General features: G+C 71.2%; 17 protein-coding genes and 5 pseudogenes. 10 read left to right on the top strand and 12 right to left on the bottom strand.

The window, feature by feature from the left end:
* Both BJF79_RS10835 and BJF79_RS10830 read left to right on the top strand, forming a co-directional pair.
* Window positions 1–376 (top strand): alpha/beta hydrolase fold domain-containing protein (locus BJF79_RS10835; RefSeq protein WP_143219839.1); only part of this gene is annotated, 376 nt, incomplete at its 5' end.
* On the top strand, window positions 373–1,149 hold the full coding sequence (locus BJF79_RS10830; RefSeq protein WP_075896755.1) for an SDR family NAD(P)-dependent oxidoreductase: 777 nt from the start codon (window positions 373–375) through the stop codon (window positions 1,147–1,149). The genes BJF79_RS10835 and BJF79_RS10830, both read left to right, overlap by 4 nt.
* Window positions 1,150–1,237: 88 nt before the next feature.
* Here BJF79_RS10830 and BJF79_RS66715 read toward each other — a convergent pair.
* The 6 genes and pseudogenes from BJF79_RS66715 to BJF79_RS10805 form a co-directional block, all read right to left on the bottom strand.
* Window positions 1,238–1,333 (bottom strand): annotated as a pseudogene (locus tag BJF79_RS66715) (effector-associated domain 2-containing protein); the annotation flags it as partial.
* Window positions 1,334–1,361: 28 nt separating this feature from the next.
* Window positions 1,362–2,111, bottom strand: coding sequence for a hypothetical protein (locus BJF79_RS10825; RefSeq protein WP_075896753.1), 750 nt, complete (start codon window positions 2,109–2,111; stop codon window positions 1,362–1,364).
* A 48-nt stretch (window positions 2,112–2,159) separates the two neighbouring features.
* The gene (locus BJF79_RS10820; protein WP_143219838.1) at window positions 2,160–3,599 is read right to left on the bottom strand and encodes a hypothetical protein; all 1,440 of its coding nucleotides are present in this window, start codon (window positions 3,597–3,599) and stop codon (window positions 2,160–2,162) included.
* A 525-nt stretch (window positions 3,600–4,124) separates the two neighbouring features.
* A complete protein-coding gene (locus tag BJF79_RS10815) occupies window positions 4,125–5,702 on the bottom strand; it encodes a serine/threonine-protein kinase (protein WP_075896749.1) in 1,578 nt (525 codons plus the stop codon).
* Window positions 5,703–6,498: 796 nt separating this feature from the next.
* The gene (locus tag BJF79_RS10810) at window positions 6,499–7,107 is read right to left on the bottom strand and encodes a hypothetical protein (protein ID WP_075896747.1); all 609 of its coding nucleotides are present in this window, start codon (window positions 7,105–7,107) and stop codon (window positions 6,499–6,501) included.
* A gap of 208 nt (window positions 7,108–7,315) precedes the next feature.
* Window positions 7,316–7,564: a GntR family transcriptional regulator gene (locus BJF79_RS10805; RefSeq protein WP_262401835.1), complete on the bottom strand. Its 249-nt coding sequence runs from the start codon at window positions 7,562–7,564 to the stop codon at window positions 7,316–7,318.
* A gap of 151 nt (window positions 7,565–7,715) precedes the next feature.
* Here BJF79_RS10805 and BJF79_RS10800 point away from each other — a divergent pair, with 151 nt between their 5' ends.
* Window positions 7,716–7,997, top strand: coding sequence for a hypothetical protein (locus BJF79_RS10800; RefSeq protein ID WP_075896743.1), 282 nt, complete (start codon window positions 7,716–7,718; stop codon window positions 7,995–7,997).
* A gap of 232 nt (window positions 7,998–8,229) precedes the next feature.
* On the opposite strand, the gene BJF79_RS10795 is transcribed toward BJF79_RS10800, so the two are convergent.
* The gene (locus BJF79_RS10795) at window positions 8,230–8,673 is read right to left on the bottom strand and encodes a hypothetical protein (protein WP_075896741.1); all 444 of its coding nucleotides are present in this window, start codon (window positions 8,671–8,673) and stop codon (window positions 8,230–8,232) included.
* Between the two features lie 196 nt (window positions 8,674–8,869).
* On the opposite strand from BJF79_RS10795, the pseudogene BJF79_RS66710 reads away from it, so the two are divergent.
* The 3 genes and pseudogenes from BJF79_RS66710 to BJF79_RS10785 form a co-directional block, all read left to right on the top strand.
* Window positions 8,870–10,069, top strand: a pseudogene (locus tag BJF79_RS66710) (serine/threonine-protein kinase); the annotation flags it as partial.
* Window positions 10,070–12,087: 2,018 nt separating this feature from the next.
* Window positions 12,088–12,201: pseudogene (locus BJF79_RS66705) on the top strand (hypothetical protein); the annotation flags it as partial.
* A gap of 45 nt (window positions 12,202–12,246) precedes the next feature.
* Complete coding sequence (locus BJF79_RS10785) at window positions 12,247–12,369, top strand: hypothetical protein (RefSeq protein WP_262401834.1); 123 nt, start codon at window positions 12,247–12,249, stop codon at window positions 12,367–12,369.
* Window positions 12,370–12,423: 54 nt separating this feature from the next.
* Here BJF79_RS10785 and BJF79_RS10780 read toward each other — a convergent pair whose 3' ends face one another.
* From BJF79_RS10780 to BJF79_RS10770, 4 genes are all read right to left on the bottom strand, one after another.
* The gene (locus tag BJF79_RS10780; RefSeq protein WP_075896735.1) at window positions 12,424–12,915 is read right to left on the bottom strand and encodes a DinB family protein; all 492 of its coding nucleotides are present in this window, start codon (window positions 12,913–12,915) and stop codon (window positions 12,424–12,426) included.
* A gap of 23 nt (window positions 12,916–12,938) precedes the next feature.
* Complete coding sequence (locus BJF79_RS10775; protein ID WP_075896733.1) at window positions 12,939–13,565, bottom strand: SAM-dependent methyltransferase; 627 nt, start codon at window positions 13,563–13,565, stop codon at window positions 12,939–12,941.
* Window positions 13,566–13,664: 99 nt separating this feature from the next.
* The gene (locus tag BJF79_RS59325; protein ID WP_262401837.1) at window positions 13,665–14,123 is read right to left on the bottom strand and encodes an MFS transporter; all 459 of its coding nucleotides are present in this window, start codon (window positions 14,121–14,123) and stop codon (window positions 13,665–13,667) included.
* Window positions 14,066–14,899 carry an MFS transporter gene (locus BJF79_RS10770; protein ID WP_262401833.1) on the bottom strand — a complete coding sequence of 278 codons (834 nt, stop codon included), beginning with the start codon at window positions 14,897–14,899 and terminating at the stop codon, window positions 14,066–14,068. The genes BJF79_RS59325 and BJF79_RS10770 overlap by 58 nt, the downstream gene beginning before the upstream one ends.
* Window positions 14,900–15,023: 124 nt before the next feature.
* Here BJF79_RS10770 and BJF79_RS66700 point away from each other — a divergent pair.
* The 3 genes and pseudogenes from BJF79_RS66700 to BJF79_RS10760 form a co-directional block, all read left to right on the top strand.
* Window positions 15,024–15,299, top strand: a pseudogene (locus BJF79_RS66700) (alcohol dehydrogenase catalytic domain-containing protein); the annotation flags it as partial.
* Window positions 15,300–15,414: 115 nt separating this feature from the next.
* The gene (locus BJF79_RS65440) at window positions 15,415–15,963 is read left to right on the top strand and encodes a zinc-binding dehydrogenase (RefSeq protein WP_316043319.1); all 549 of its coding nucleotides are present in this window, start codon (window positions 15,415–15,417) and stop codon (window positions 15,961–15,963) included.
* Complete coding sequence (locus tag BJF79_RS10760) at window positions 15,963–16,838, top strand: LLM class flavin-dependent oxidoreductase (RefSeq protein ID WP_075896731.1); 876 nt, start codon at window positions 15,963–15,965, stop codon at window positions 16,836–16,838. Before BJF79_RS65440 ends, BJF79_RS10760 begins: the two co-directional genes overlap by 1 nt.
* On the opposite strand, the gene BJF79_RS10755 is transcribed toward BJF79_RS10760, so the two are convergent.
* On the bottom strand, window positions 16,831–17,355 hold the full coding sequence (locus BJF79_RS10755) for an NADAR family protein (protein WP_075896729.1): 525 nt from the start codon (window positions 17,353–17,355) through the stop codon (window positions 16,831–16,833). The genes BJF79_RS10760 and BJF79_RS10755 overlap by 8 nt on opposite strands.
* A gap of 87 nt (window positions 17,356–17,442) precedes the next feature.
* On the opposite strand from BJF79_RS10755, the pseudogene BJF79_RS10750 reads away from it, so the two are divergent.
* Window positions 17,443–18,410: pseudogene (locus tag BJF79_RS10750) on the top strand (hypothetical protein); the annotation flags it as partial.

The raw sequence follows: 18,410 nt of genomic DNA, 5'->3' as shown, positions 1-18,410 counted from the left end.
CGCGTGGCTCGACCTGCGCTGCACCGCCGACACCTACACCGCCCGGGCCGCCACCGACCGGCTGTTCTCGCGGGCCGCCGCCCGCGAGGCCGCCGGGCAGTACCTCCAGGGCCACGACCCCGCCGACCCGCTGGCGTCCCCCCTGCTGGCCGACCTCACCGCGTTCCCGCCGACCCTCCTGCTCGCGAGCGCCGACGAAGTCCTCCTCGACGACACCCTCGCCATGGCGTCCGCCCTCGCGCGCGCACGCGTACCGACCGAGACCCGCGTCGAACGCGACGTCCCGCACGCCTGGCCCGCCGTCGCCCCCGACCGTCCGGCCGCCGCCGCGGCCCTGACGGCCATCGCCCGGTTCATCGAACAGGAGCAGACATGACAGGACGCCTCGCGGACAAGGTCGCCCTCGTGACCGGGGCCGCACGCGGGATAGGCCGCGCCACCGCGGCCCGCTTCGCCGACGAGGGCGCCCACGTCGTCGTGGCCGACATCGACCTGGACGGCGCGACGCGCACGGCCGCCGAACTCCACGCGACACCCCTGCACCTCGACGTCACCGACCCCTCCTCGTGGGCCGCCGCCGTCGAATCCACCATCGAACGCTTCGGCCGCCTCGACGTCCTCGTCAACAACGCGGGCATCGGCGCGGGCGGCCCCCTCCACGAGGCGCCCCTCGCCGACCACCACCGCGTCATCGACGTGAACCTCCACGGCGTCCTGCACGGCATGCGCACGGTCACCGCGCCGATGACGGCGGGCGGCGGCGGCACGATCGTCAACATCTCCTCGATCGACGGCCTGGTCGGCATCCGCAACCTGACCAGCTACGTGGCGTCCAAGCACGCGGTGACGGGGATGACCCGCTCGGCGGCCCTGGAACTCGGCCGCTTCAACATCCGAGTGAACTCGGTCCACCCGGGGGTCATCTCCTCCGACCTAGTCCAGAACTCCTCCCAGGAAGTCCGCAGCACCCTAGAACGCCTCGTCGCCCGCCAACCGATCCCCCGAATGGGCCGCCCCGAGGAAGTGGCGTCGATGGTGACCTTCCTGGCGTCCGAGGAAAGCTCGTACTGCACGGGCGCAGCCTTCGTAATCGACGGCGGCCACCTCGCCGGCCCCTGGCGCGAAGACTACGCAAACGAGCCGGGCTGACGGCCGGAGCCGAGGGAAAGCCGCGCGACCGTCCGCTCCGATCGCAGGACGGCCATCGACTCGTCCGACAACCCCTTATCGCCGCCGGCGACTCCTGGATGCCGCCCGGATAACCCAGGCAGGTATCGACGATCGAGTAGACGTCCATCCGCGCTTCCGAATGCCTCGCCCCCGTCCGAGAGATTCACGACCCGGTTCCGGCGGGGCGCGCGTCAGTGCGGCGGGGGGAGCGGGTCGACCGCGTTCCCGAGTTCGCAGCCCGCCTCGCCCGGCGTCCGCTGGATGCGCGGCGGTATCCACACGTTCGTCCCGCCGGGCGCGACGCGGGCGAGCGTGCAGTCCGGCACGTCGTCGAGGTAAGGCTTGACGAGCAGGACGACACCGACCACGCCGTCCACCGAGGGGATCTGCCCGACCCGCACCGTGACGCCCGGATCGAGGTCGAGGGACTCGACCGCCTTCCGCACGTCCGCCTCGCTCACCGTGCCGCCGTCCGGCACCTGTGGCAGCGCCTTCCCGATCGCCTCCACCGACGGGATCTCGGGATCCTTCGGCCACGGCGCGAACGTCATCGGCGCGCCCGCCGGACAGTCGACGCCGTCGGGCTCGGTGTCCCACTCCGTCTTTCCGGTGACCTCCACCTCGAAGCATCGCCGGACGGTGACGCTCTGCTGTTCGTCCGCCCACCCTCCCCAGCCGGTCCCGGACACCCGCACGACGATCACCGCCCCGGTCCGCCCGGCCGCACGCACCCGCAGCACCTCGACGCCGTCGATGTCGTCCGCGAGATGCCCGATGTCCTGCGCGGGCCGATCGGATGCGCCGTAGATCTTGCGCGAGACCTCCTGCGCCTTCTTCCCGGCGTCCTCGGACGCGCGGCCCTCGGCGGTGTTCCCCGTGAACGTCCCGCAGGACGTCGCGGCGAGCAGGGCCAGGACCGGGACCAGCAGCAGTCGGCGCACGCGTTCACGATCGCACGCGCCACCCGCCCGCGATATCCGTACAAATACTCAGGTGCGAGCCGGTTCGGTGCCTGCGTCGGCGTCCGTGTCCCGCTCCGCGCCCGGACCGTCCGGCTTGCCGCCCCGCCGCGACGGCCCCGCCGGACGCCCGCGTCCCCACGCCACCGCCGCCGCGAAACACGCGAACGGCATCGCGGGCAGCATGTACCGGTAGTCGAAGTCCACGGTGAGGGGCGGCACCGCCAGCAGCGTCACCGCCGACGACCAGAACAGGAACGTCCGCGGCCGCGCCCGCCGCCACACCATCCCGGCCGCCCCCGCCAGTAGCACGAGGCCCAGCACCGTGCCCGGAATGCGCACGTGCTCCTGGTACCAGCGCATGACGTCCGCATACGGGCCCACGATGCGCGTTCGTCCCGCATCGTGCGTGTACTCCCGCACCACGGACGGCCGCTGTCCGCCCCCGATCACGGGCAGATCCTTGTGCGTCCGCGCCTCGGTCGGGAAGTGGTACCGGGCCTCCGTCCCCACCGTCGGGTACGGCTCGCGCTCCCACGCGAACGTCCGGACGAAGAAGTCGTACGCCACGACCCGCACGTAGTCGAGCGGCTGGTTCATGATCGCCCACACCGCGAACCGCTGCGCCAGCGCGTTCGTCTCCGCCGGGAACGGCTCCCCGTCCGTCCACCCGGTCGGCGAGTTCGCCTCCCAGATCTGGTGCGACGACGCCGGCCGATCGTCCGCCGCCCCGTACGGGCACAACCGCGCGAGCTCCGCGGGCGGACGGTGCGCGTCGCAGTCGGCGAACGCCGCCGTCCGTCCCCACAGGAAGATCCCGTCCACGCCGCTCATCCCGAACCGGCCGTGCTCCGACTCGTACCACGTCGCGTAACTCCCGAGGGGAATGACGAACGCCGCGCCGAGCGCCACGTACGTCGTCCACCGCGTCCGCCGCAGCAGCAGGTACAGCACCACGATCACGAACAGCGGTACGCCGACCGTCCGGGTCACCGACGCCAGGCCGAGCAGCGCCCCCACCAGCGCCGCCCGCCGCCACCCCGTCGTCCCGGGCCGCGCCATCAGCAGCATCGCGCCGAACACCAGGACCGTGAACAGCGTGTCCGACAGCAGCAGATGTTCGAGCTCGATCTGGAAGGCGTCCAGCAGCACCGGCGCCACCGCGAGCGCCGCCCAATGCCGCCGCACGTCGAACTCGCGGACCAGCATCCGGTACCCCAGCACCGCGATCCCCACGACCGCCGCATGCTGCAGGATCGTCACGAGCGCCAGGCTGTGGAACGGCTTCAGCAACCAGAGGAACAGCCCGTATCCGGACGGCCGCAGTTGGTGCGGGAACGGATCGTTCGCGACCCGCAGGAAGTCGTAGCTGTCGTTGAACCACAGCGCGGGCGGGAAACCGAGCATCGTCACCACCCGGAGCAGCACCCCGGCGAGCAGCACCACCGTGAACAGCCGATTGCCCCGCACGGCGGCCCACACCGAGCCTGCCTCCGGACGACGGCCGAACCTAGGGGAGAGCAACACCGGGAACCTAACTCTGGACGTGCGACGGACGGAGAGCGCCGCCGCGGCCCGCCGGGCGACCGGTCTCCTATGCGGTTGTCGGCGACGAACCGCGCGCGGAGGAGCCGGGGGAGAGAGCGGATCGCCGATCCGTCCGGCGATGATCCTCAGTGACGTTGCCGCAGCCCCGCGCAATGGCGGCGATCATAGCAGCGGCCCCGCGATGCCCCGTCGCCTCGTCCGCGTCCGGTACGGGGCCCGGTCCCGAGGCCGGGCTACCCGTCCTCCAGCACCTCCAACACCGGCAGGGAGCCCTCGATGGTGCCGCCTGCGGTTCGCGGGTCATCTCTGCCCCGTCCCGGACGGTGTCGACGATCTGTACGGGCCCTATCGGTGATACGAGGTAGCGACCAGGGCTGAGCCCAGAGGAGCCAGTGAGTTTGAACGTTCGAGTGTCGGTCCAACTGCTCACGTAGGCGCATTCAGCCTTCACATAGGGCTGGGACTCGTCCGAGACTTCCGTGTTCGTGCGTACGGTTGCGCCGTCTTCTTTCGGCAAGTCAGCCGGATCTGCCGAGGGGATCTGGTAGAGAGTGACGAATTTGCGCTTTCGCCATCCTTTTGGGAAGTATCTCCTCCCTTAGATTCTTTACCGATACTCCAGCTGTAATTATAAATGTCAGATCGCTCGTCATTTTCTCCGAAGCACTGGCGTTCACCATCGGGCATATACAGAGCACCTGCTGGCGTCCTGGCCTCGAAGTGTGTGACAACCTGAACACTGGAACCGATCTCCACCCGCGCTGGAGTAACGGAGATTTTTAAGTTCATGTAGGGGGTCTCGGCAGCGGGCATGTTCGGCTGCCCCAGCAAGACTCCTGGCCTGGTAAAGGATGCGTGTACCGCGCCGCGACTCTCGCCGCCGGCCCCAGGAGCGGACGGCCAAAGGAGCCACCCGACGGCAACGGCCCCTGCACCGACTGCACCGATGCCTGTGATGCCCTTAGCTCCGCCTACCTTGGACAAGAAGCCCTTGGACGTGGTTCCGGCGGCGTTAGCGACGGCATCCGCTGTGGCGGTTCCTTGGAAGTACCCGGCTGAAGCCGCCTGGCTCGCCGCACCTGAGGTGACAGCACCAGAACCGGCTCCGACGCCCAGCCCGGACACGCCCGGAGCCAGGACAGCACTGCCGAATATGGTCAGTGGCACAGCAGTTGCCACGATGGCGGCCAAGGTGCCAAGTGCGACCAAGCCTCGTCGCTCCCAGTCCGGGCCATACGAACGGACGGCGACGTCTTCGAGTTGCGCGACGAAGTCGGCGGCACTCCAAATCCGTTCGGACGGACTCTTGGCCATACCCCGTTCGATCAATGGGTGTAGCGCTTCTGGAATTCCCGCTAGCGAGGGTCGGGTCTTGATGTGCTTGGTTCGAAGCTCGTCGAGCGTTGTTGCTTGAAAAGGCTTCTTGCCGGTGATGCACTCAAGAAATACGCAGGTTGCCGCGTAGATGTCAGTGGCCGGCGTTGCGGGTTCGCCGTTCCACTGTTCGGGTGCCATGTACGCAGGTGTGCCGCTTTTATCTCCCTGTCCAGAAAGGACTGCAATGCCGAAGTCGATCAACTTGCTCTGTCCGTCGTCCTGCACGAGCACGTTGGCGGGCTTGTAGTCACGATGTACGACGCCGGCAATGTGAGCAGAGGCCAGTCCCAGCAGAGATCCTTTCAAGATCGTCAGCGCCGCCTCGGGTACAAGTGGTTCATCATTTTCGTTGAGTACGTGGCGGAGTGAGCGACCAGGGACTGCCTCCATGATGATGGCCGCGCCGTCCGGCCACTCGACGTAGTACAGGAGGCGTGCCACGTGTGGGTCGATTACCCGGCGAAGCACCTCGGCCTCGCTGCGGAAGGTATCCCGGGCCGTAGCGTTCGAGATCAGTTCAGGGGCGAGGTACTTGATGGCGACCGGGATGCCACCGGTCTCGTGCCGGGCGAGGACGACTTGGCCTTGCGCCCCCTTCCCAAGTTCAGCAACCTCGATGTAACCCGGCAGGCTCCAACCGTGTGGCATTAATGTCCTGTGTTCGTTTGGATCTCGCCGACGATGAGCGGTGTGGGAACGGAAGTCATGGACTGTTGGCCGAGGTCACCGCCCGCTGCGTCACAGTCGGAGCCCTCGCAGGTCCATGTCACATTCCATGTGATTGTCGCTGTGATTTTGTACGAGCCGCCGGGCTGACCAGCTGACGATCGTTGGTAGGTGTAAGTGCAGCTTTCACCGTTCTGCCCGCCGCCGCCGTCGTCGCATACGAGTTGCTTTTCGCCCAGAGACCAGGTCACTGAAGTCGGTTTAGCAGTGGCTTGCACTGTTTGATCGCCAGCAGAGACGGGCTCAGTTTGCACGACTTGGAAGCCGTCGACCCAAAGCGATGTCTCAGTTCTCACGTAGGTCTTTCCGTTCGGTGCTGTGTGCACCTTGGGGACGGGGAACGCAGTCGCGTCCATCGCTCTTTGCACCAGTTCCCAGGTCGCCGGTGCCGCTGCAACCGGAGCGGGGGTGCCGGCATCGACGGGCACGAACCCTGATGCCTGGTCGTCAGTCAGCCCTTCGTGCGGCGGAGGAAGGACGGAGCCGCTACTTCCAGACCCTTCACCCGCGCCACCGCCGCCACCAGAGGACCCGTTTTCAGTGTGTGTGGGGACGCAAGTCAGGTCCCCCACAAGTTGACACGGGGCGGCGTGGGCCGGGAGAGCCGCGAGGAGCGGGACGGTGAGGGCAGTGGCGGTGAGGGCGGCCTTGGTGGTTCGGTGTCGGCGGGGTGGGGGTGGTGGAGACATCGCGTGTCCTTCGTTGGACGTGGCGGTGGTCAGCATGCGCGGTCCCGGACGGACGCGGCGACCTTCCAGGTTCCGGAGGCCCACTGGACGGTCGTGCGGTAGAGGTACGCGTCGCCGGGGCCGCCGCCGAGGCGTTCGCCGGTCGTGGCGGAGTAGCGGTAACCGGCGAGCGTCCGGATGCAGTCGATCACGTACAGCTTGGTGCTGTCGGACGACTTGGCGTAGATGCGCGGGTTGTGCGTGTTCGTGAACCGCCAGATCTCGCCTTCGGCCTTGGTCGCCTTGATGTCGTCGGTGACCTGCGACAAGAGCGGATCCACGGCGACGGACGCGAGCTTGGACGGGTCGTTCTCGTCGTACGCCTGCTTGTAGACCTTCTGGTACTCGCGGTAGCGATCGAGGACGGTCTTGTAAAGCTGGGCGGTCGGGACGGCCGAGGGTGCGGCGCCGGGCGAGGTCGGGGCGGACGCGGGGCCGGTCGCGAAGGTGCCGGTCGGGTCGAGTTCACCGCTGGACGAACCGGACGTTCCGCAACCGACCAGCCCGAACGCGGCTGCGAGCGCGAACGCCACCGACGCCGGGACCGCGCGGCGGGGTCTCCAGGCGGGGGAACGTACCAACCGGGCGCGCATCGCCATCCCTGTTCGTCGTCCGGCAGCGGGGCGGAGTAGGCGAAAGCTTACAGATGCTGCCGGGGACGGAAAAGGGATTCGTCAGCCGCGCGAGCCCGTTTGGGGCGAGTGTGGACGGACGTGCGGTTCGTGCCCGCCCCCGGGCCGAGGGAACGCGGCGGATCCGGTTCCTCGCGGAGGTTGTCCGCCGGCGTCTGACTACGGCTGTGGCCGGTCACGGTTGGCTTGGAGCCTGCCCGCTGACGTAGGAGCCCTTGCCGCGCGTCGTCACGATGGCGCCCTCGGCGCGAAGTGCCGCGATCGCCTTGCGGATCGTCCCGCGCGCCAGTCCGAACTCGCTTTCCAGGACGGTCTCGGACGGAATCGCTTGCCCCGGGGCCCACTCGCCCGCCGCGATGCGTTGCCGCAGAAGCGCGGCGAGCTGCTCGTACTTCGGCACCGGCCCGTCCACGATCTCCACCATGATCACGACCATAGGAGGCTAACCACATGGATACATAGATACGCTTGTCCATGTACAAGTATGAACAAGCAGTTAGGCTGCACGAAAACGGCCCCGGACGACGCGCACACGTCGCACCGGGGCCTAGAGACGACTGCGAAGGAGTCGCCCCATGGGAGACAAGGTTAAGGCCGGTACGTCCGTGCGGTGGGGGGCACCGACTTACACCCCGGAGGGGGAGTTCTGGACGGCTCTCCTCCGCTACCGCCTCACCGATCGGGAGCGGGCGGTCGGGTTGGAGGCGGCGGTGTTCGGGCCGGACGTGGACGCGTGCGTCCGCGAGACCGTTCGTCAGGATCGGGAGTGGTGCGAGTTCCCGCTGCGGTCCGGCGATCGTGAGGGTGCCCGCGAGCGGTTGCGGTTCCTCGCGACCGGCGGCGGGGGTGCGGCGTGAGCGCGGACGTGGTGACGATCGTGGCGGCGTGGGCAACGGTCGCGATCGGCGGCGTCCTCGCGGGCGCGGTCGCCTTGGCGGCCACCGCGACACCGGCGGCGGTCCCGGTCTCGCTATCAGGGGAGGCATCGCCGCGCGTTCTGACGGCCCCCGTCGATCGCGATAGCTCGCCGCTCCGAAGCGGGAGCGCCCCGCCATCAGTGTGGGGCGCTCCCGCCCCGCCGTCGGCGGATCAGGTGCGGGTCGTGGTGTCGACGGCGCCCCCGGCGAGGAGGGCCGCCAGGAACTCGGCCGTGATCTCGCGGGCCAGCGCCATGTTCCCCTTCGTGTTGGCGACGGGTTTGGCGAGATGGCCGCCCACGGCTCCCATGCCCTGCTGGTTCGCGTCGCGCAACCGCTGTCGGGCGTGGACCTGGTCGAACATGACCGCGACCGGCTCGCCGCCTACCTGGAGGACGACCCCGGCCTCAAGCTTCCGGACCCTGCGGGGGGTGACGATCTCCAGCCCGCGGATCGGCACCTGGACCACCGGTTCGTCGGACTCTCGGGTGATCGTCAGTTCGCCGTCCTCGATCCGTACGGTGCAGGGAACGGTCCGTGGGCGTTTGATCGCCCACCAGAGGCTGTCCTTGAACGGCTCCAGGGAGCACAGCTCCTGGGAGAAGGTCTGGCTCATCGAATCCCGATCTCGTGGCATCGCCGGATGGCGTCGGTCCATGTTGGGTCGAGCCTCGCGTTCACGTGCATCAAACCTTGGCCGGGACGGACGGTCCAGTAGTCGGCGTCCGGCTCGTCGACGACGCGGGTGACCGGGTGCGGTCAGTCTGGTCGGTGGGGGAATCTCTTCATGATCGGGATTCGTCTCCGAAGGTATGGCTGCTGATTCGCTCCTGCCGACCGATCCCCGGCAACTCGGCCACTACTGGCTTGCCGGACGGCTCGGTGAGGGCGGGCAGGGGGTGGTGTACGAGGCGTACGACCCCGAAGGGGTGCGTGTCGCGATCAAGACGATGCATGCCGAGTCGCTCACCGACGGACGGCGCCGGAGGCTGGCGAACGAGGCCATGACGCTCAACCGCGTGGCGCCGTTCTGCACCGCGCGCGTCCTAGCCGCCGACATCGACGGGACGCCGCCGTTCATCGTCAGCGAGTACGTCGCGGGTGCGGATCTGCATGTCACCGTGCGGCGGGACGGTCCCTACGAGCCGGGCGACCTGCACCGGTTGGCGGTCGGGATCGCGACGGCGCTGGCGGCCGTGCACCAGGCGGGGGTGGTCCACCGGGACCTGAAACCGGCGAACGTCCTGCTCGGGCCGGACGGGCCGCGCGTGATCGACTTCGGGATCGCGCGGACCGAGGAGATGTCGCGCAGCGCCACCGGCCTGCGCGGCACCCCGCGGTGGATGGCACCGGAGGTGTTCCGGGGCGAGCGTGCGGGGCCTGCGGCGGACGTGTGGGCGTGGGGCGCGATCGTGCTGTTCGCGGCTACCGGGCGGGCGCCGTTCAACGGGGACAGCGTTCCCGCCTTGATGCACGAGGTCCTGAACCACGAGCCCGACACCGCGGTTCTGGACGAGCCGTTGCGCGCCCTCGTCGAGTCGGCTCTGGCCAAGGACCCGGAGCGGCGGCCGAGTTCGCGGGAGGTCCTTCTCGGGCTGGTCGGCGGCCTGGCCGAGGGGGAGCGGGAGGCCGCGCCGCTCGGTGTGGCCGATGCCGCGCCTTCGCTCGCGGAGGTGGCGGAACGGGCGTTCGGGCGGCTCGATCCGATCGCGCAGGAGGTGGTGCCGCGGATCATGCTCCGGCTGGTCGCACCGGGCGCGGCGGCCCAGGACACGTTGCGCGACGCGCACTTCGAGGAGTTCCTGGACGATCGGGTTTCGCGGGAGCTGCTGCACCGGGTCCTCAACGAGTTCGGCCCCGCCGGGTTGCTCCGGCAGGACGACGGGATGATCGGGTTGTCGTCGGCCGCGCTGCTGCGGGCCTGGCCCCGGCTGCGGGAATGGGTCGAGGCGGAGCGGTCCGGGCTCGGCGTGCACCAGGCCCTGGCGGCTTCGGCTCGGCTGTGGGACGGGCATGGCCGCAGGGTCGGCGACCTGTACCGGGGCACGGTCCTGGAACAGGCCCGGGACTGGGCGGCGATGGGGCGGCGGCTGCTCACCCTCAACCTGGTCGAGCAGGACTTCCTGACGGCGGCGTCGGCGGCGGACCGGCGCCGGGGACGGGTGCGGACGCTGGTGTCGGGGGCGCTGGCGGTGTTGCTGGTCGTCGCGGTCGGGGCCGCGGCCATGGTGGTGGTGCAGAGCCGGGACCTGGCGCGGCAGCGCGACACCGCGCTCGCGGGGCGGCTCGCCGGGCTGGTGGAGTCGATGGCCCGCACCGATCCGGTGGGTGCCCGCCGGGTCGCGATCGCGGCCGCGTCGATCGCGGCGACGCCGCAGACCCGGCTGGGGTTGCTGAAGGCGTACACGCAGTGGGAGGACGCGGCCGTCCGGCTGCCCCATCCCGGCCGCGAGCACTGGTTCGACGCCGACGGGACGGGACGGCGGGTGGCGTTCTTCATGGACGGCCAGGTCCGGATCTGGGACACCGTGGCGAAAAAGGAGATCACCCGGGTCGAGTCGGGTTATTTCAATCCGAACCAGGGCGCGTTCTCCGCCGATGGGAACGTGTTCGTCCTGGCCGATTCCCATGCGCGGGTCTGGGACGTTCCGTCGGGGCGCGAACGTTCGGCTCTGATCGTCGTCCCCGACGACGCCGCGTACATCGAACTGAGCCCCACGGGCGCGCATCTGCTCGTGGTCACTTCGGAGAACAGCCGCAGGACGGGCCTGCGCGTCTTCGACACCCAGACCGGCGAGGAGGTGTTCGGCATCGACGGGCCGGTCATCGACGCGTCCGTCGCGTGGGACGAGCGTCTGCTGGTCGTGCAGATGGGGAAGCGGCTGGAGTTCTGGGATCTGCCGTCGGAGAAACGACGCGCCGAGATCGAGACACCGGATCCGAACAACGATCTGGCGATCAGCCGGGACGGCAGGCTGTTCGCCTACCGGGACGAGGAGCGGACGGTGCACCTGATCGAGCTCGCGGAGGCCGAGGACGGCGCGCTCGGCACCACGCCGCGGTGGGAGTTCCACGCGTCCGACCAGTCGGGCGAACTGGTCTTCAGTTCCGACGGGGGGTTCCTCGCCGCGGGACGCACGGTATGGGCGACCGATGATGATCCGGAGTACGCCGATCCGGTGCTCGACTATCCGCTCAACTCCTGGCGCTGCAACGACTCGGGATTCGGTCCGCAGGACCGCACCGTGTGGTGCCTGGACGACGAACTGACCCTGCTCACCATCGACGTGTCCGCCTTCACCAACCCGCCGGAGCTGCACCCCGACCCGCGGGCGGGCGGGTTCAAGCTCAGCCCCGACGGGCGGAAGGTCGCCGTGCGCACCGCCGAGACGATCGAGGTCTGGGACACGGCGCGCCGGACCAGGCTCGGGGTCGTCCGCCCGGACGGACGGCCCGACTTCGGGGGTTCGGTCGGTCTGCACAGGGTCCGGTTCAGCCGGGACGGGAGCAGGCTCGCCGTCACTGTCGATCGGAACCGGGTGGAGATCTGGGAGCTCGCCGGGTTCACCCGGCTGACCACCCTGACGATGCCCGGGTCGCGCGCGTACGTCGGCGACCTCGACTTCGCGCCGGACGGCGGCGCGCTCGTCGTCGCCTACCTCAACCCGAATACGGGCGTTCCCCGCCTGTGGTTCTGGGATCTGGCCACGTCGGAGCTGATCCGTGAGGTTCAGGGGCCCCGGACCGAGGTGATCTACACCCGGCAGGGGGTCTTCTTCCATCCGGACGGAGCCGCCGTCAACGCCGGGACGACGCTGGGGGTGGTGGACTTCCCCTCCGGTACGCGGCGCGTGTCGCCCCGCCCCGGTCTGGAGTCCGTCCTGGCCGTCAGCGGCGACGGACGGACGGGCGCGGCGGCCGTCGACCAGGCGGTCCAGCTGTTCGACCCGTCCACCCTGGGCCTCCGGGACGGCGGCAGGCTGCATCTGGGCGCGACCCCGAGCGCGTCGCGTTCTCACCCGACGGGACCCTGGTCGCGACCGGCGACCAGGAGGGGCGGGTCCAGCTGTGGACGGTCGCGGACAGTGAGGTCCTCGCGTCCTTCAAGGGGCACGGCGGCACCGCCGTGTCGTCCCTCGCGTTCTCTCCCGACGGTTCGACGCTGACCAGCGCGGACGACGAAGGCCGCGTGTTCCGCCGGCCGGTCGGCCCCACCGCCCTGGTGAAGGCGCTCTGCGCGGAGACCGGCGGCCTGACCGAGGCGCAGTGGCGCGTCCACCTGCCCGAGATCGGCTACCGCGAGACCTGCTGACGTCCGGCGGCGGTTTCCGGACGGGCGGGCTCGGACGGGCGGGCTCGGGCGGGGTCAGCGGCCGGTGGTGCTGTCGATCAGTTCGCGGAGGATGTCCGCGTGGCCCGCGTGCCTGCCGGTTTCCTCGATCATGTGGGTGAGCGCCCAGCGGACGCTGGGTGCGGGACGGCCCGGCCGCGGCCGGGGGACCGGTGCGGCGAGATCGGGGCAGTCGTCGAGCACGGCGTTGGCGCGTTCGACGGTTTCCCGGTACCGGGCGACCACGTCGGCGACGCCGTCGCCCGGCGCGGCCTGGAAGGTGGCCTGCCAGTCGGTGACGTCCTCGCCGAGGAAGATCGAGCTCTCGACGCGGGTCAGGTGGTCGAGCAGGCCGAGCAGGTTCGTGCCCGAAGGCGTCCCGGCCGTCCGGACCTGCGGTTCGGGCGTCCCGTCGACCTTCGCGGCGATCGAGGCCCGGAGGTAGTCGAGGAAGCCGCGCAGGACCTCGGCTTCGCTGTGTCCGGTCCGGGGCGGCGGGGTGTCGCGGCGGCGTGTGCCGGTGGGCATGGCGATCTCCTTCGGTGGCCGGGTCAGGTGGTGCGGCGGACGATCAGAATGTGGTCGGTGACCTCGGCGGTCTGCCCGTTCGGGCCGCTCGCGGTCCGGCGCGGCGCGGCGGCGCGTTCGACCGCCCATGTCGCCGCGTCCAGGCCGATGTCCGCGGCGACCTCCAGGGGGCTCGGGTGGCGGATGTCGGGGTCCTGGTTCCACGACCACGGCGCGGTCGAGCCGTGGTCGACGACCAGGAGGCGCCCGCCCGGACGCAACGAGTGCGCGGCCGCGCGCAGGACCGCCGCCCGGTCGAGGTCGAAGGGCGTGTGCAGGTAGTGGGCGCAGATCAGGTCGTACTCGCCCTGCGGGAAGGCCTCGCCCAGGTCGTGGCGCGCGGCGGTGACGCGGTCGCCGAGACCCTGCGCGCGGGCGAGGGCGGTGAGCCGTTCGACCGCGACGGCCGAGATGTCGACGGCGGTGACGCGCCAGCCCCGTCCGGCCAGCCACAGTGCGTCGCCGCCGTCGCCGCACCCGAGGTCGAGGACGTCGCCGGGTGTCAGGCCGGCGGCGGTTTCGGTGAGCCGGGCGTTCGGCTTCGGGGCATGGGCGGTCGGCCGCGTCGCGTACACGCCGTCCCAGAACGTGTCCGCCTCGGTGGTGTTCATCGGGTTCCTTCCGTCGATCGGAGCCCCAGCTTCATCCGCCGAGCGCCGATTTGGCACGAAAGGTTGCCGTTCTGGCAAGGTGCCGGGCGGTCCTTGGGCTCAGGGGGACGCGGCGCGGTGGTTCGTCAGGACGCGGGCGAGGGCGACGGTCACGGCACCGGCCGCGACGACCGAAAGCAGGCCGACGCGGAGGCTGCTGAGGTCGGCGACGAAGCCGACGAGGGGCGGGGACAGCAGGAAGCCCGCGCGCAGCAGCCAGCTGACGACGGTGAGGCCGGTGCCGTCGGGGAGTCCGGGGAGTTCGTCGGCGGTGTGCATGGCGGCGGGGACGAGCGTGGCGACGCCGAGTCCGGCGAGGGCGAACCCGGCCAGGGTCGTCCCCATGGACGGGACGGCGAGGGCGGCGCCCATGCCGACGGCGGTGAGGGCGCCGCCGACGGCGACGACGGTGCGCTGGCCGAAGCGGTCGACGACGCGGTCGCCGGTGAGGCGGCCGACGGTCATCGCGGTCTGCAGGGCGACGACGGCGAGTCCGGCGGTCGCGGCGCCGGCGTGCAGGTCGTCGCGGAGGTAGACGGCGCCCCAGGACGCGCCCGCGTCCTCGACGAACGCGCCGCAGGCGGCGAGGACGCCGAGCACGGCGAGCATCCGCACGGCCGCGCCGGTGTACGGGCGCGTCCGGACGGGACGTCCGGACGGGCGTCCGCGTGGGCGGCGGCCGGGGCGCGTTCGGCGTCGTCGGGGCCGGGCAGCAGGAACCGGTGGGCGACGAGGGCGATCGTGCCGAACAGCACGGCGGAGATGGTCAGGTGGATCGCGAGGGGGATGCGGAGCCCGGCGGCGGCCGAGCCCATCAGCCCGCCGAGGACCGCGCCGACGCTCCACACGCCGTGCAGGGAGTTGACGATGGAGCGTCCGTAGAGGCGCTGGACGCGCAGGCCGTGGGCGTTCTGCGCGACGTCGACGGCCGAGTCGAGGGCGCCGACGACGAACAGCGCGCCCGCGAACGCGATCCAGTTCGGCGCGAACGCGACGGCCAGGGGCGCGACGGTTGTCGCGACGATCCCGAACGCGCCGACGGGCGCGGAGCGGAACCGGCGGATGACGGCCCCGGCGAAGAGCCCGGCGAGGACGGCGCCGATCGGCTGCCCGGTCAGCGCGGTCCCGAGGGCGGTGTTGCTCAGGTCGAGGTCGTCCTTGATCTCCGGGAACCGGGGGACGACGTTGAAGAAGACGGCGCCGTTGGTGAGGAACAGCGCGGCGACCGCGGCGCGGGCCAGGCGTGCCTGACGGGTGGGGGCGCCGGGCACGACACCGGGGACGGTGGTGGACAAACGACATCCGATCACGGGGCGGGGGGACGGTTCCGGAACAGGCTACTTGCGGCCCTTGAGGTCAACCGAGGTCGAGGTTGCAGGCTGTCCGGTGTCGAGAGGTTCTCGCATCGGGAGGGGCGGCATGCGCGCGGTTTGGTTGGCGGAGTTCGGCGGTCCGGAGGTGCTCGTCGAGGGGGACGCGCCGGACCCGGTCCCCGGGGACGGGCAGGTCGTCGTGGACGTCGAGTTCGCGAACATCACGTTCGTCGAGACGCAGTTCCGTTCGGGCGCTCCGGGCCCGTTCAAGGCGGAGCCGCCGATGATCCCCGGGAACGGGGTCGGCGGGGTGGTGGCGGCGGTCGGCGCCGGGGTCGATCCGGGCCTGGCGGGACGGCGGGTGGTGACGTCCACGGGCGGCTCCGGCGGGTACGCCGAGCTTGCGGCGGCGGACGCGCGGGGCCTGTTCGAGGTGCCGGACGGCCTGCGCTCGACGACGCCGTCGCGCTGCTGGCCGACGGGCGCACGGCCGCGATGTGCTGCGCGGGCATCCGCGTCCGGGGGAGCGGGTGCTGGTGGAGGCGGCGGCCGGCGGGGTGGGCACGCTGCTGGTGCAGCTCGCGAAGGCGGCGGGCGCCTCGGTCGTCGCGGCGGCCGGGGGCCCGGCCAAGACGGACGTCGCGCGCCGCCTCGGCGCCGACGAGACGGTCGACTACCGGGAGCCCGGCTGGTCGAAGGAGGTCGCCCCGGTGGACGTCGTGTTCGACGGGGTCGGCGGCGGCGTCGCCCGCGAGGCGTTCGGCCTGGTCGCAGAGGCCGGACGGATGGTGTCGTTCGGCCTCGCGAGCGGCGAGTGGGCGAGCGTTCCGGAGGACGACGCGGTTCAACGGGGTGTCGCGCTCGTGCGGGCCGGGGCGTCCCAGGAGGAGATGCGGGGCTTCACCCGGGACGTGCTGGCCGATGCGGCACGCGGCAAGGTTCGTCCCGTCATCGGCCAGAGGTTCCCTCTGCGGGACGCTGCGCGCGCACACGCGGCGATCGAAGCGCGCGCCACGGTCGGCAAGACGCTGCTGGAGGTGCGGTGATGAAGCTCGGGATCAACCTGCCCAGCCACGGGGTGGACACGTCCGCGACGGTCGCGGAGCATGCCCGGCACGCCGAGGCCGCGGGGTTCGAGTCGGTATGGGTGGGCGACCACCTGATCCCGACCGGACGCGCGTTCCTGGACGCCACGCTCGTCCTGGCGACCGTCGCGGCCGTGACGGAGCGCGTGAAGGTCGGGTTCGGGGTGATGGTCCTGCCGCTGCGGTCGACGGCGTGGGCGGCGAAGCAGATCGCGAGCCTGCAGCACCTGTCCGGGGGCCGGGTGCTGCTCGGGGTCGGCAGCGGCGGGCCGGTGCACGGCGACGCGGCGTTCCGCGCGGTCGGCGTCCCGTTCGCCGAGCGCGGCCGGCGGACCGACGAGGCCCTCGAAGTCCTCGCGGGCCTCGTGGAGGGCAGGCGGATGCGGCTGGACGGCGCGGACGTGACGCTGTCGCCCGGCGCGGCGATGCCGCCCGTCCTGATCGGCGCCGGACTCGAGCGGCGGGTGGCCCGGTTCGCCGACGAGTGGTACCCGGCGTTCTCCGCTCCGGCGGAGGTGTCGGCGGGCGTCGCGCGGCTCGCGTCGCTGGCCGTCGAGTACGGGCGTCCGGTGCCGAAGGTGACGGTCGGGCTGAGCTTCGGCCTCGGCGACGTCCCGGCGGCGGAGATCGACGCGCAGGTCAAGGGGTTGACGGAGTACGGGATGAGCGAGGACGCCGCGCGTGCGGGCCTGCTCACCGGCCCGCCGGAACGGGCGGCCGAGCGGCTCGCGGAGCTCGCCGACGCGGGCGTGCACCGCGTCATCGGGATGCCGTTCCCGGCCGACCGGCGCCGCCAGGCCGAACTCCTCGCCGAGGCCGCCGCCGGGCTCAGGTGAGGGCGTCGCGGGCCTCCATCAGCGCGAAACCGAGGAGGTTCGTGCCCTTCCACTGGGACGGGCGCCGCGCCTCGGGCTGATGCTCGTCGAGGCCGATGCCCCAGACGAAGTCCTCCGGGCTCGCCTCCACGAGGACCTTGCCCCGGGTGGACGCCAGGTAGGCGCGCAGGTGCTCGTGCGCGGCGAACTTCGCCTCGCTGCCGCGGACGACGATGCCGTACCGGTGCGCGGCCCACGTCTCCTCGTCGAAGCCGCGCACCTCGCGTCCGATGCTCTTCGCGATCGCGGGCGAGGGGTTGCCGAGGATGCGGGTCTCGGCCCGCCGGTCGCCGAACAGGCGGGCCTTCTCGGCCATCATGTAGTGCTCGGCGGTGACGTACTCGACGCCGTCGATCGTGAACGGCGCGTGGAGCCACTGGCTGAGCTGCCCCTTCGGCTCGGGACCGCCCCAGAACAGGACGAATTCCGGCAGTTCGCCGCGGGTTTCGAGGTCGAGCAGCTCTTCCATGGTCGTCATGGGTCGAGCCTGCCGAAGACCGCGAGGGGCCGCAACGCCGTATTCCTGGCTAATCTTCGTGGAGAGGAGATCGAGGGGGACGACGCCGTGACGCAGCAGCAGGAACGCATCGCGGAGCTGGAGGGACGGGTCGTCCGGCTGGTGCGCGACCTGGCGCCGCCCGGGTGGCGGCGCATCGACCTGCACTGCCTCGCGACGATCGCGGTGAGCGACGTGGCGCTGACGGTGCTGACCGGCGACGGGAAGACGGTGACGCCCGCGGACGGCGTCCCGCAGGAGCTGACGGACGCGCTGCTGGACCTGCGGCGCGCGCACTACCTGTCCGAGCAGGGCACCTGGTTCTCGGCGACGCTCATCGTCGAGCCTGAGCATGCGCGGCCCCTCTACAACTACGACTTCGACCCCGGGTGGGATCCGCCGATCCCGGTGGACTGCTGGCGCCGCGACCAGATCGTCATGCCGCGCGAGGGCGCGCACATGCCCGCGTGGCTGGCGGCGCGGCTGGACGACCGCGAACCGTCCGGCGACGAAGGCGACCCCGATCCCGATCCCGGGCCGCTGAACCCGATGGAGCAGGCGGAGCTGCTGTCGGGGCCGCTGAGCGTGCTGGTCGCCGACAAGGCGCCGCCGCTGTGGCAGAAGGTGTTCGGCTACTACCAGGCGGCGGGCGGGCACGTCGAGTTCCCGTCGATGATGTGCTACAAGGCGGACGGGACGATGTCGACGTGGGAGCCGCCCGGCGCCGCGGGCCGCGTCCTCGACCGGCTCCGCGCGGGGACGCACGCGTTCCAGGGCTCCACGTGGTCGCGGATCGACTTCGAGGTCCTGTACGAGGACGGCGGCGTGCGCTGCCGGGCGTCGTTCACGTTCGACGACGAGCCGCAGTGGAACGCGGCACCGTCCGCCGACGACGTCCGGGGGGAACTCGAACGGTTCCCGCGCGGGGACGTCCCGGAGTGGATGACGCGGCGGCTCGGCCCCGCCGCCGCGCCCGTCCCGGCCCCGGCGACCCGGATCGCCCCGGCGGACGACGGCGCCGGAGCGCGCGCGCCGGG

This window comes from Actinomadura sp. CNU-125 (genome assembly GCF_001942465.1).
GTDB lineage: Bacteria > Actinomycetota > Actinomycetes > Streptosporangiales > Streptosporangiaceae > Spirillospora.
Note: the sequence above shows the minus strand (reverse complement) of the source record. Positions and strands in the feature narration are given on the sequence as shown.

Bases quoted from the DNA above. Each gene is read 5' to 3' on its own strand.
- BJF79_RS10830 (WP_075896755.1), top strand. From the start codon at position 373: ATGACAGGACGCCTCGCGGACAAGGTCGCCCTCGTGACCGGGGCCGCA.
- BJF79_RS10815 (WP_075896749.1), bottom strand. From the start codon at position 5,702: ATGCCACACGGTTGGAGCCTGCCGGGTTACATCGAGGTTGCTGAACTT.
- BJF79_RS10810 (WP_075896747.1), bottom strand. From the start codon at position 7,107: ATGGCGATGCGCGCCCGGTTGGTACGTTCCCCCGCCTGGAGACCCCGC.
- BJF79_RS10805 (WP_262401835.1), bottom strand. From the start codon at position 7,564: ATGGTGGAGATCGTGGACGGGCCGGTGCCGAAGTACGAGCAGCTCGCC.
- BJF79_RS10800 (WP_075896743.1), top strand. From the start codon at position 7,716: ATGGGAGACAAGGTTAAGGCCGGTACGTCCGTGCGGTGGGGGGCACCG.
- BJF79_RS10795 (WP_075896741.1), bottom strand. From the start codon at position 8,673: ATGAGCCAGACCTTCTCCCAGGAGCTGTGCTCCCTGGAGCCGTTCAAG.
- BJF79_RS10780 (WP_075896735.1), bottom strand. From the start codon at position 12,915: ATGCCCACCGGCACACGCCGCCGCGACACCCCGCCGCCCCGGACCGGA.
- BJF79_RS10775 (WP_075896733.1), bottom strand. From the start codon at position 13,565: ATGAACACCACCGAGGCGGACACGTTCTGGGACGGCGTGTACGCGACG.
- BJF79_RS10760 (WP_075896731.1), top strand. From the start codon at position 15,963: ATGAAGCTCGGGATCAACCTGCCCAGCCACGGGGTGGACACGTCCGCG.
- BJF79_RS10755 (WP_075896729.1), bottom strand. From the start codon at position 17,355: ATGACGACCATGGAAGAGCTGCTCGACCTCGAAACCCGCGGCGAACTG.